Genomic DNA, 12,288 nt, shown 5'->3' on the forward strand with positions numbered 1-12,288 from the left:
GCCGAACGCCCCCCGTCAGCCCTTCCGGTCGCGGAGCGCCGCTCGCGCCGGGAGGGCGACGGCGAGCAGGGCGAGGACCGTCGCGGCCGCGGCGAAGGCCCCGTACACCAGCGGGGGTATGTACGGGTCCTCGCCGGTCAGGCCGCGCATCATCGGGGTCAGGGTGGCCGCGGCGATCGCCGTGCCCAGGACGATGCCGGACACCGCCACCAGCAGGCCCTCCCAGCGCAGCATGTCCATCACCTGACGCCCGGTGGCGCCGACGAGTCGGAGCATGCCGAGCTCACGACGGCGGTCCAGGACGGTCATCACCAGGGTGTTGACGGCGGCGACGGCGGCGAAGCCGCCCAGGACCCCGGCCATCGTGGCGTTGGCCCAGGCGTTGAGCTCACGGTCGGTGTTCTGCTCGACCGCGTAGCCGGAGGGGTCGGTGACCTTGCCCAACGGGGCGAGGGCCCTCGCATCTCCGCCACGTACCAGCAGTGTGCTGCTGAAGCCCGAGGTGACATGGGCGGCCAGGGACGCACGGTCCATGGTCACGGCCGCGAGGCCGAGCCCGCGGCCGTACACGGCGACGACCTCGGGACTGGCCTTGGTGCCGTCCGGAAGGTACATCGGCAGCTTGTCACCGACCTCGACCTTCGCCGACATGGCGAGCATCTTGTCGACGGCGACACGGCCCTTGCCGACCCGGTCCAGGCTGCCGCTGCGCACATCGAGGTCCTGCACCTTCGCGAGCTGCGCCCCGGAGCCGGATATGCCCTGGGTCGCGGCGCCCTGCAGCCACCGGTCGCCGCCGGAGCCGACGGACACGAGCACCTGAGTGTCGAGCAGGCCCACGGCCGCCTCGACGCCGGGTGCGCGGGCGGCCCGGTCGACGGCCTCTGCGGGCAGCCCCGCGGGGTGCGTGATGACATGGTCCGCGGTGACGCCGGCGCGCAACTGCTGTGCGGCGACGTGGCTTTCGCTCGTGTGCATGAAGGTGAGCGTCGAGGCGAACGCCATGGCCAGCACGATCGGGATGATCGCGGAGGCCAGACGACGGGCGTTCGTACGGGAGTTGGCCGCGGCGAGCGCGGCCGCGGCGCCGAGGCCGCGCAGCGGAAGCCCGAACAGCGCCGCGCACAGCCGCGCCACCAGCGGGCCGAGCAGCGCCACGGCGAGCATGAAGAGCATGACGACACCGAGGGCGGCGTTGGCCGCGTCGTCCCCGGCCGAACGGGCGGCGAGGACGGTGAGGAAGCCGCCGCCGACGAGGGCGCCGAGGCCCAGCACGGTGCGGATCACGTCCGGCCGCAGCCGCTCCACCGACGCCTCGGTGAGCGCCTGCCGCGGCTTGATCTTCGCGGGCCGGCGCCCGGCCGCCCAGCTGGCGAAGAGCGCGGTCAGCAGCCCCATGCCGACGGCGACGACGAGCGGGATCCACGAGACATGCAGGTCCACGGGGGCCGGGACGGCCCCGCGGTCCTTCAACTGCCCGAACCACCAGTGCGCGAGCCCGATCCCCGGCAGGCATCCGACCAGCCCGGCGAGCGGCGCGACGAGCAGCGCCTCGGCGGCGACCGCACGGCGGATCTGCCGCGGAGTGGCGCCGATGGCGCGCAGCAGCGCGAACTCCTGGGCGCGCTGGGCGACGGACAGCGCGACCGTGCCGGACGCGGTGAAGACGGCGACCATGGCGGCGATGCCGCCGAAGGAGCCGCCGAGCCCGGTGAGTGTTTCCTTGGCGTACCCGAGCCCGCGGTCCTCGACGGCGCCGCGGCCGTCGTCGGTGTGCACCCTGGCGCCGGAGCCGGTGAGAGCCTTCTTCACTCCGGCGGCGAGGGCCTCGGTGTCCGCCCCGTCCCTCGCCAGCACGGCGATGGCGTCGGCCTTGCCGGGATGCCCGGCGAGCGCGGGGGACTGGGCGTCGGCGAACCAGGCTGTGGGCCCCTCGGCCCCATCGCCGGACCCGGTCTTCGCCAGCCCGGAGACGCGGAAGTCGGCGCGCCCGGTGGCGGTGTCGAACGCGACGGTGTCGCCGACGCCGGCCTTCGCGGCGGTGGCGTCGAGCACCACCTCGCCGGTACGGGGCGCGGCCCCGGAGGTGAGCGTGGCGCCGGTGAAGGCGTGCGATCCCCAGCCGTGGCCCGTCAGAGCGCCGTCGTCCCGGCGCACCGGGAACGTGAAGTCCGGCACCGCCGCTCCCGCGCCGGGCGCGCGGGCCGCCCTGTCGGCCAGCGCGATGTCCAGGCGTGCCGTGTCCGGCAGCAGGACCGCCGACTCGGAGCGGCTGTCGCCGCTGCCCGTGACGAGGCGGGCGTACTGGTCCGCCGCCACGACGACCGGAGCCTTCGCGTACCGCTCCGCCGGCACCGATGCGCGAAGGCCCGTCTCCAGGAGGATGCCGCAGGCCGAGACGATCAGTGCCGCCATCATCAGCGCGACAAAGGTGCCGACGAACGCCGCGGGCTTGAAGCGCACGGCCGCACGGGCGAGGCCGTTGGGGGCGAAGCTCCTCATGCCGCGGCCCCTGCCAACGCGCCCGCACGGGAGGTGAGGTCCGCCATGCGCGCCGCGATCTGCTCCGCCGAACCGCGGTCGAGGCCGCCGGCGAAGACGCCGTCCGCGAGGAACAGCACGCGGTCCGCCCAGGCGGCCGCGGCCGGATCGTGGGTGACCATGACGACGGTGGCGCCGAGGCTGTCCACCGCGTGCCGGAGCAGGCCGAGGACCTCGGCGGCGGTGCCGGTGTCGAGGGCACCGGTGGGCTCGTCGGCGAAGACCACGTCCGGTCTGGTGACCAGGGCGCGGGCGATGGCCACGCGCTGCTGCTGGCCGCCGGAGAGCTCACCGGGCCGACGCTTCGCCTTGCCGGCGAGGCCGACCTGCGCGAGCACCGCGTCCGCCCGGCGGCGGTCCTGACGCTGCCCGGCGAGGCGCATCGGGAGCAGCACGTTCTGCTCCACGGTGAGGGAGGGCAGCAGGTTGAAGGCCTGGAAGACGAAGCCGAGGCGGCTGCGACGCATCTCGGTGAGCTGGTGCTCGCGCATGCCGGTGATCTCCGTACCGCCGAGGCGCACGGACCCGGCCGACGGACGGTCGAGGCCGGCGGCGCACTGCAGGAACGTGGACTTGCCGGAGCCGGACGGGCCCATGACCGCGGTGAACGTGCCACGCGGCAGGACGAGATCGATGCCCGCGAGGGCGTGTACGGCGCCCGCGCCGCGGCCGTACTGCCGCCGGACGCCGCGCAGTTCGACGGCGGGACCGGGTGTGCCCTGGGCCTCCGGCCGGTCGTCCGTCTTCTGTCGTGTGCCGCCGCGCAGCCTCATGTCCGTCCTCTCACCATCTCTTCGAGCCGATGATTCGAAGCTACGGATCGCGGCCATTGCGGACCATGGCGGCTGCTGGCGGATCCGGGGTGGGGATAACCCGAGGCCGGGCCACGGGCCGGAGAGAAACGCGGTGTCCCGCATCAGGGCGGAGCCGGTAGGAAGTGAAGATGACCGGTGACGCGCTCGACCCTGTGGCCTTGCTGCTCTTCTTTTTTTCATGAGGCGAGGGCCGTGTACGAGTCCTGCTCTCGCCAGGAGCCCGCTATCCAGGTGAGCCCCTCCAGCGGGTCGTGCCCGCACGCCTCGGCCCACAACCCGCCGATCCAGCAGCCGGTCAACACCCAGCCACTCAAGGCCGGTTCGAGGGTCCGTCCCTCGCCGCGAGCAGCCGTTCGAACGCCGAGGCCTGTCGGCGCGGCGTGGGGGGAACGTCCCGGGGCAGTCGAAGTACGGCGCGGTTGTTCGCTCTGCCGTACGACAGCTCATACCGGAGCGGGAAGCCTGCGGGGGGACTTTATCAACAGCCCATTGCGCACACCTCCCGGGCGACTACTCTGAGTTGCCACCAGTCGACAGGGGGTCGCATTCCAGGCTCTCTCGACCGGTGCCGCGAGGGCGTATGCCCGAGTCGCGCATGCCCGGGGGAGCCCCACGCTCCCGACGCACCCAGTACGAGGACGCCGATGTCTCACCTTCGCGCACCGGCCGCGCACGCAGACCGCCGTGAGGGCGGACGGCACGGGCGACCGGACCCCCGCGCCGTCCCGCCGCCCACCGAGATCCGGATACGGCGCAGACTGCTGCGCCTGGCGATCCTGCCGCCCCTCGCGGTGGCCCTCAGCGCCTGCGCCGCCGTGCTCTTCCTCGTCTGCTTCAGCGGCGCGCACCCCACTCCCACCCCCGCGCTCTGGGTCGTGCTCGCGGGCGCCCTCGCGGTGGCCCTCGGGGCCCTGGTGATCGCGGTCGTGGCCGCCGAGCGTGCCGCCGGGTCCGTGTACGACGGGCTGGAGATGCTGCGCAGCGCCAACGCCCTAGGTGAGGACGTTCTGCGAGACCTGGTCGAGGCGCTGCGCCGCGGGGAGCCACCGCCCGCCCGCACGGCGCGCGGCGGACCGGCCGCGGACGCCGACGACTTCGAGTTGCTCGCCGCCGAACTGGCCCGCGCCCACGACGGCGCCGTCGTCGCGGTCGTCCGGGCCGCGCAGCTCTCCAGCCACACCGGCAGCGAACAGAAGCTCGAGGTCTTCGTCCATCTCGCCCGGCGCCTCCAGTCTCTCGTGCACCGGGAGATCTCGATCCTCGACGAGCTGGAGAGCGGGATCGAGGATCCCGACCTGCTCCAGGGTCTCTTCCGCATCGACCACCTCGCCACCCGTATCCGGCGCCATGCCGAGAACCTCGCCGTGCTCGGCGGCGCCGTCTCCCGCCGACAGTGGAGCAACCCGATCCCCGTGACCGAGGTGCTGCGTTCGGCGATCGCCGAGGTCGACGAGTATGTGCGGGTCAAGCTGGTGCCACCCGTCGAGGGCACCCTGCGCGGTCATGCCGTCGCCGATGTCGTCCATCTGCTGGCCGAACTCATCGAGAACGCCACGGTGTACTCGGCCCCGCACACGCAGGTGCTGTTGCGTGCCGAACTGGTCACCTCGGGGCTCGCCATCGAGGTCGAGGACCGCGGCCTCGGTATGTCCCTGGCCGAACAGGACACCATGAACGCCCTGCTCGCCGAGCCCGACCAGGTCAATGTGGCCGGGCTGCTGGCGGAGGGCCGTATCGGGCTGTTCGTGGTCTCCCAGCTCGCCCGGCGGCACGGCATCCATGTCCGCCTGCAGACCAATATCTACGGCGGTGTGCAGGCGGTGCTCGTCGTGCCGCAGGGGCTGCTGGGGCCGGCACCGGTCACGGCGGGGACGAGGTCACCCGAGCTGCCGAGAGGGGCGGATGAGGGGCAGATGCCGTACGGCACGGGGCCGTTCGGCATGCCCGGTGTGACGGGAGCGTGGGGAGTGGCACCGGCGATCACTCCTGCCCCTGCCCCTGTCCCTGTCGCTGTCCCTGGCTCCGATTCGTCTCCGGTCGCTTCCGAGCACTCCGTGTTTCCCGGCCGGCGGCAGGCGGAGCACGAGGGGGCCCTGGGCGACCGGGATCGGTTTCCCGAGGACCCTGACCGGCTTCCCGTCGACCGTGGTCGACCTTCTGCCGATGGTGAGGGGCAGGAGTCCGACGGTGGATGGCAGGAGTCCGATGGTGAACGGTCGGAGCTCGACAGTGAGCGGCCCGAGTTCGATCACGATCGGGTCCCGACTGGCCGCGTACAGATCGCGCCCGATCAGGATCAGCTCCAGACCGGGCCTGTGCGGACGCCCGACGACCATGTCCGGGCTTCCGGAGACGGCGAGCGGACCCCGATCGACTGCCCTGCCGAGCAGTGGCCCGGAGTCCCGCCCGGTGACGGTGTCGCCGGAAACGCGGAAGCTCCGGCCGTGCGCCAGGGCGGCGCCCGGCCCGACACCTCGGGCAGGCCCCGGCTGCCCCGCCGCCGCGCCCAGGAGCACATCGCACCCCAGCTGCGCGACGGCCCCACCCCGCGGACCTTCCCTCAGGACGCCGACCGGTACGTCCCTCACGACCCCGGCCTGATGGCCGCGTTCCGGCGGGGCATCGGACTCGCGGAGGCCCGGCAGCGAGTAGAGCCCGACCACGCCGAGGCGTACGCGGGCACGGCACCGGTCGCCTCCCCGCACGGCGACCTTCTGCCCGTCGGCTCCCCGCACTCCAGTGCGGCGGCCTCCGACGGCGTACCGGAGCCCTCCCACGCCGTGCCGCCAGGGAACCCGGCGCGCACCGCCGAGGCATACGCCCCGCACCGATCCGCGGACGACCCGGCCACCCCGCACATGGGGAGCGCACCGGCCGGATGATCACCCGCCCCGACCCCCTCCGTCTCCGCAGACCTGCCTACCCCAAGGAGCCGATCCACCATGGCGAGCGAGGCGCCGACCGCCCGTGCCACCACCGATGTCTCCGACCTCGACTGGCTGTTGAGCGGCCTCGTCCAACGCGTACCGCACACCAGGAGCGCCGTCCTGCTGTCCTGTGACGGTCTGGTGAAGTCCGTCCACGGCCTCGACCCCGACAGCGCCGACCACATGGCGGCGCTCGCCTCCGGCCTCTACTCCCTCGGACGCAGCGCGGGCGTCCGCTTCGGGGACGGCGACGAGGTACGGCAGGTCGTCGTGGAACTCGACGCCTCGCTGCTGTTCGTCACCACCGCGGGCCCCGGCAGCTGTCTCGCCGTGCTCGCCGACGGGGACGCCGACGCGGCGGTCCTCGGCTACGAGATGGCGATGCTCGTCAAGAGCGTGCGACCCCATCTCGCGAGTGCTCCCCGTCGCCCGGTCGCGCGGACCACACCGAGGAGGTGCGCACCGCCGTCGGCCTCCACCCCTGATCCCGGTGGTGGGGGTGTGAAGGAAAGCTGCGGCCGTGGTTAAGAAATCCTCGATGGACCGGCGTGCCCGCCGTACGGCAGATTTCAGCTTGATCTCACCCCTCTCCCCGGGTACGGGCTCCTTCGACATGCCCTGGTCCGGGGGATTCACGCACAGGAGCCGTACGTTGAAGGCGCTGGTCAAGGACAAGGCGGAACCGGGACTCTGGCTGATGGACGTCCCGGAGCCGCAGGTCGGCCCCGGGGACGTGCTGATCAAGGTGCTCCGGACCGGGATCTGCGGAACCGATCTGCACATCCGGTCCTGGGACGGCTGGGCGCAGCAGGCCATCCGTACGCCGCTGGTGGTCGGACACGAGTTCGTCGGCGAGGTCGTCGGCCTCGGGCGCGACGTCACCGACATCGCCGTGGGCGACCGGGTCAGCGGCGAGGGCCATCTGGTGTGCGGCAAGTGCCGCAACTGTCTGGCGGGCCGACGCCATCTGTGCCGGGCGACGGTCGGGCTCGGCGTCGGACGGGACGGCGCGTTCGCCGAGTATGTGGCGCTGCCCGCCTCCAATGTGTGGGTGCATCGCGTCCCCGTCGACCTCGATGTCGCCGCGATCTTCGACCCGTTCGGCAACGCCGTCCACACCGCCCTGTCCTTCCCGCTGGTCGGCGAGGACGTCCTGATCACCGGGGCCGGACCGATCGGTCTGATGGCCGCCGCCGTGGCCCGGCATGCCGGGGCCCGTAATGTCATGATCACCGACGTCAGCGAGGACCGCCTGGAGCTGGCCCGCAAGATCGGCGTGAGCCTGGCGCTGAACGTCGCCGACGCCACGATCGCCGACGGCCAGCGCGAGCTCGGACTGCGCGAGGGCTTCGACATCGGCCTGGAGATGTCCGGCCGCCCCGAGGCGATGCGCGACATGATCGCCAATATGACGCACGGCGGCCGGATCGCCATGCTCGGACTGCCCTCCCAGGACTTCCCGGTCGACTGGGCCCGGATCGTCACCTCCATGATCACGATCAAGGGCATCTACGGACGCGAGATGTTCGAGACGTGGTACGCGATGTCGGTGCTGCTCGAGGGCGGCCTCGACCTCGCCCCTGTGATCACCGGCCGGTACGACTACCGCGACTACGAGGCCGCGTTCGAGGACGCGGCCGGCGGCAGGGGCGGCAAGGTCATCCTGGACTGGACCGCGTGACTCTCCCCTCCCCGCAAGCACTTTGAGGAGCTTTTCGATGTTCGACTCCGTGCGTGACGACCTTCGCGCCACCCTCGACGAGATCACCGCGGCCGGGCTGCACAAGCCCGAGCGGGTGATCGACACCCCGCAGTCCGCCACCGTGAACGTCAGCGCGGGCGGCCGTCCCGGCGAGGTGCTCAACTTCTGCGCCAACAACTACCTCGGCCTCGCCGACCACCCCGAGGTGATCGCCGCCGCCCACGAGGCGCTGGACCGCTGGGGCTACGGCATGGCGTCCGTGCGCTTCATCTGCGGTACGCAGGAGGTGCACAAGGAGCTGGAGGCGCGGCTGTCCGCGTTCCTCGGCCAGGAGGACACCATCCTGTACTCCTCCTGCTTCGACGCCAACGGCGGCGTCTTCGAGACCCTCCTCGGCCCCGAGGACGCGGTCATCTCCGACGCCCTCAACCACGCCTCGATCATCGACGGCATCCGCCTGTCCAAGGCCCGCCGCTTCCGCTACGCCAACCGCGACCTCGCCGATCTGGAGCGGCAACTGAAGGAGGCCGCGGGTGCCCGCCGCAGGCTGATCGTCACCGACGGCGTCTTCTCGATGGACGGCTATGTGGCGCCGCTGCGCGAGATCTGCGACCTCGCCGACCGCTATGACGCCATGGTCATGGTCGACGACTCGCACGCCGTCGGCTTCGTCGGCCCCGGCGGCCGCGGCACCCCCGAGCTGCACGGCGTCATGGACCGCGTCGACATCATCACCGGCACCCTCGGCAAGGCGCTCGGCGGCGCCTCCGGCGGTTATGTCGCCGCCCGCGCCGAGATCGTCGCCCTGCTGCGCCAGCGCTCGAGGCCGTACCTCTTCTCGAACACGCTCGCCCCGGTGATCGCGGCCGCCTCCCTCAAGGTCCTCGACCTGCTGGAGTCGGCGGGCGACATGCGCGAGAAGCTGGCCGAGAACACCGCACTCTTCCGCCGCCGTATGACCGACGAGGGCTTCGACGTCCTCCCCGGTGACCACGCCATCGCCCCTGTCATGATCGGCGACGCGGCGCGGGCCGGACGCCTGGCCGAGCTGCTGCTGGAGCGCGGGGTGTATGTCATCGGGTTCTCCTACCCGGTGGTCCCCGAGGGCCAGGCCCGTATCCGGGTCCAGCTGTCCGCCGCGCACTCCACCGAGGACGTCAACCGCGCGGTCGACGCCTTTGTGTCGGCGCGGGCCGAGCTGGACGCCTGACCTGCCGGAACGCCTGCGATAATCGGTTGCATGATCGAAGCGCGGCGGCTGCACATCCTCCGTGCGGTGGCCGACCACCGCACGGTGACGGCTGCGGCCGCCGCGCTCTATCTCACCCCCTCCGCGGTGTCCCAGCAGCTCACCGCCCTGGAGCAGGAGACCGGTCACCGGCTGGTGGAGCGGAGCGCCAAGGGCGTCCGGCTGACCCCGGCCGGCGAGATCCTGCTCAGCCACACCCATGCCGTGCTCGCCCAGCTGGAACGCGCCGAGGCCGAGCTGGCGGCGTACGGGGCGGGCTCGGCCGGCACGGTCACCCTCGCCTCCTTCGCCACCGGCATCGGCCTGGTGGTCGCGCCCGCGCTCGTCCGGCTGGCGCGCACCGCGCCCGGCATCCGGATCCGTGTCCAGGACGCCGAGGGCGACGCGAGCCTGCGGATGGTCCTGGACCGGCAGGTGGACGTCGCGGTCGCCGTCGAGTACCGGGGAGCGCCCGACGCGGACGACCCACGGCTCACCCGCATCCCGCTCTACGCCGAGCCCTTCGACGCGGTCGTACCGGTCACCCACCGCCTCGCCGACGCCCCCGAGATCCCGCTCGCCGAGCTGGCCAAGGACCCCTGGATCGGGCCGTACCCCGGCAACCCCTGCCATGATGTGGTGGTCCTGGCCTGCGAGCACGCCGGATTCCAGCCCCGGCTCGAACACTCCTCGGACGACTTCCGCGCGGTCGTCGCGCTCGCTTCAGCCGACGCGGGCGTGGCCCTGGTACCGCGCTTCGCCCTGCGCGGTATGGACCTCACCGATGTGGTCGTCCGCCCCGTCGACGGGACCGCCCCCACCCGCCGGGTCTTCGCGGCCGTGCGCCGCGGCGCGGAGGAGCACCCGCTGATCCGTCCGGTGCTGGACTCCCTCACCCAGGCCGCGGCCGAGGACTGAAGGGGCCGTCCGCCGCCCCGAGGCTGCACGGTGGCCTCTGCCGTCCCCGCCGCCACGGTCCCGCCACCCGGACCGCCCGCTCCCGTGCCAGGCTGTTCCCGTAGCGTGTGGCTCTCATGTGCCCTCCCGCGCCGGGCGGCCCGTGGCTGTCAGTGGGGTTCGCTACCGTGCCAGACATGCCGGACGCCGAAGACGTACGCCGTATCGCCCTGTCCCTGCCGGACACGGCGGAGAAGATCGCCTGGAGTATGCCCACCTTCCGGGTCGCGGGAAAGATGTTCGCCACGCTGCCCGAGGACGAGACCTCCATGGCGGTGCGCTGTCCCAAGGAGGAGCGCGAGGAACTGGTCCTCGCCGAGCCCGAGAAGTTCTGGATCGCCGGCCATGAGGCCCAGTTCGCCTGGATCAGGGTCCGCCTGGCCGCCCTGGAGGACGAGGCCGAGCTCCAGGACATCCTGACCGACTCCTGGCGTCAGGCGGCCCCACCCCGCCTCCTGGAGCATTTTCCGGAGCTGGGCCTGGTGACCGAGACCTGACACAGAGAGTGAACGGCGAGCAAACGGGTGCGCGACCACCACTCCGAGTGCGGTATGGTTTCTGTGCACGTTCGGCCGGGGGAAACCCCAGGTCAGGCGGGCATCGGGACGTGGCGCAGCTTGGTAGCGCACTTGACTGGGGGTCAAGGGGTCGCAGGTTCAAATCCTGTCGTCCCGACTGGAGACAGTCGCAGGTCAGGGCCGGTTTCGGAGACATCCGAAACCGGCCCTTGGTCATTCCTGGGGACCGGTGTTCTTGACCGGTGTCGGCGAGGCGCAGGCGTTCTGCCGGCGGCACGGGCTCAGCTGGTGTCCGGTAGACAGTTGCGGCGGACCGCGACCATGATCACGTCGTCGCCGAGGTTCCGGCCCACATATCGCCGTAGGTCACTGCGGACGGCCTCAACCAGTGCTCCAGGGGCCAGGCGCGCCCAGGCCGGAAGTCGTTCGGCGAGGGGGTAGAAGTCGCCGGCGCGGTTTCGGGCCTGGATGACGCTGTCGGTGTAGAGGAGCACCGTGGCGCCGGCGGGGAAAGATGCTTCATCCATGTGCAGGCGGCCGTTTCCGAGATCGCTCAGCCCGAGGGGCGGCATGGGGGATGTGGGTTCAAGGGGGACAACACGCCCGTGGTCGATAAGAAGGGGCGGCAGGTGACCGAGATTGGCCATGAGTATCGGACCGTCGCCCCGTTCTGGTATTTCCACCACCACGGCGGTGACGAACTCTTCCAAGGCCAGGGATGTGCTCAGACTGTCCGGTTGTGCCGCGGTGGAATTGCGTAGATCACCCGTGACGTCTTCCTTGAAATTAGTGACCATGGAGCACAGTGAATCGAACTGGCGTGCCGATCTACGGAAAGCATTCAGTACGTAACTCATGGTCTCGATCCCCGCCAGTCCTTTGCTGTGAGCGTCGGCGATCAGGATCCGCACCCGCTCCCCGAGGTCCGCGACACCGTAGATGTCCCCGCCGACCCCGGCCGCCTTGTCCGCCGGCACGTAGATCGAGGCCAGCGACAGGTCACCGAGATGGGACGGTACCGGCTGCAGCAGACTGCGTTGCATCACCTCGGCACCCGTTTTGGTGGAAACCAGTTCCTGCTCCCTTCGCCCGCGTATCTGGCTGGTTCCCATGGCGGTGACGCTGACCAGCAGCAGCACAGCGAGCTCAACCGAAAAGTCCGTCCAGCCCACCAGCAGGTGTTCCTTCGTCTCCAGCACCACGCAGAGAACAGCCACCGCAGTGACAGCCATCACGCCGACCGGCGAAAGGAACGCAGCAGCCAGAGCAGGCACCGCCACCATCAGGGGAGCCAATCTGACCGCTTGCCCTGTGGCGTCGTCCAGCATCAGCAGAACGACCGGCAACGCCATCAGCGTCACCAGGGCGAGTTCCGAAGAGCGCGTCCTGGACAAGCGCTCCCGGTTGTGCACCAGGCCCTTCAACGTCGCCACCTCCCAGCAGCTGCCGGACCTCCTGTCGCTGCGGGCTGGCAGATATCGGCTGGCCGCATCACGGAATTCTGGGCTGCGCTTCTTATCGTCACACTGCGCTCGGTAACCAGCACACCAAAGGCGGCTCTCCTACGAGCTCAAGCAAGCTGAAACGCCAGGTCGAGCGA

Annotated in this window: 10 protein-coding genes and 1 tRNA gene; 7 read left to right on the forward strand and 4 right to left on the reverse strand. The window is 71.4% G+C overall.

What is annotated here, in order from left to right; genetic code table 11:
- Positions 1–15: 15 nt before the first annotated feature.
- From CP978_RS29565 to CP978_RS35060, 3 genes are all read right to left on the reverse strand, one after another.
- Positions 16–2,502, reverse strand: a complete 2,487-nt coding sequence (locus tag CP978_RS29565) for an ABC transporter permease (protein ID WP_043445869.1) — start codon at positions 2,500–2,502, stop codon at positions 16–18.
- Positions 2,499–3,314: an ABC transporter ATP-binding protein gene (locus CP978_RS29570; protein WP_043445872.1), complete on the reverse strand. Its 816-nt coding sequence runs from the start codon at positions 3,312–3,314 to the stop codon at positions 2,499–2,501. Before CP978_RS29570 ends, CP978_RS29565 begins: the two co-directional genes overlap by 4 nt.
- A 218-nt stretch (positions 3,315–3,532) precedes the next feature.
- Positions 3,533–3,670 (reverse strand): hypothetical protein, encoded by a 138-nt coding sequence (locus CP978_RS35060; protein ID WP_158508363.1) that lies wholly within the window; start codon positions 3,668–3,670, stop codon positions 3,533–3,535.
- Between the two features lie 330 nt (positions 3,671–4,000).
- Here CP978_RS35060 and CP978_RS35885 point away from each other — a divergent pair, with 330 nt between their 5' ends.
- The 7 genes from CP978_RS35885 to CP978_RS29605 all read left to right on the forward strand — a co-directional run bounded on the left by CP978_RS35885 (position 4,001) and on the right by CP978_RS29605 (position 10,845).
- Positions 4,001–6,238: an ATP-binding protein gene (locus CP978_RS35885; RefSeq protein ID WP_079162369.1), complete on the forward strand. Its 2,238-nt coding sequence runs from the start codon at positions 4,001–4,003 to the stop codon at positions 6,236–6,238.
- A 60-nt stretch (positions 6,239–6,298) separates the two neighbouring features.
- Entirely contained in the window at positions 6,299–6,811 is a 513-nt protein-coding gene (locus CP978_RS29580; protein WP_079162370.1) for a roadblock/LC7 domain-containing protein, read from the forward strand.
- A gap of 124 nt (positions 6,812–6,935) precedes the next feature.
- Positions 6,936–7,964 carry an L-threonine 3-dehydrogenase gene (gene tdh / locus CP978_RS29585; RefSeq protein WP_043445874.1) on the forward strand — a complete coding sequence of 343 codons (1,029 nt, stop codon included), beginning with the start codon at positions 6,936–6,938 and terminating at the stop codon, positions 7,962–7,964.
- 37 nt (positions 7,965–8,001) lie between these two features.
- The gene (locus CP978_RS29590; RefSeq protein WP_043445877.1) at positions 8,002–9,195 is read left to right on the forward strand and encodes a glycine C-acetyltransferase; all 1,194 of its coding nucleotides are present in this window, start codon (positions 8,002–8,004) and stop codon (positions 9,193–9,195) included.
- A 30-nt stretch (positions 9,196–9,225) separates the two neighbouring features.
- Positions 9,226–10,131, forward strand: coding sequence for a LysR family transcriptional regulator (locus CP978_RS29595; RefSeq protein WP_043445878.1), 906 nt, complete (start codon positions 9,226–9,228; stop codon positions 10,129–10,131).
- Between the two features lie 176 nt (positions 10,132–10,307).
- Positions 10,308–10,667 (forward strand): MmcQ/YjbR family DNA-binding protein, encoded by a 360-nt coding sequence (locus CP978_RS29600; protein WP_043445881.1) that lies wholly within the window; start codon positions 10,308–10,310, stop codon positions 10,665–10,667.
- Between the two features lie 104 nt (positions 10,668–10,771).
- Positions 10,772–10,845: transfer RNA gene (locus tag CP978_RS29605), tRNA-Pro, on the forward strand.
- Between the two features lie 124 nt (positions 10,846–10,969).
- Here CP978_RS29605 and CP978_RS29610 read toward each other — a convergent pair.
- Positions 10,970–12,112 (reverse strand): PP2C family protein-serine/threonine phosphatase, encoded by a 1,143-nt coding sequence (locus CP978_RS29610; protein WP_144401511.1) that lies wholly within the window; start codon positions 12,110–12,112, stop codon positions 10,970–10,972.
- Between the last annotated feature and the right edge of the window lie 176 nt (positions 12,113–12,288).

Origin of the sequence: Streptomyces nodosus, assembly GCF_008704995.1 — a bacterium.
GTDB classification, from domain to species: domain Bacteria; phylum Actinomycetota; class Actinomycetes; order Streptomycetales; family Streptomycetaceae; genus Streptomyces; species Streptomyces nodosus.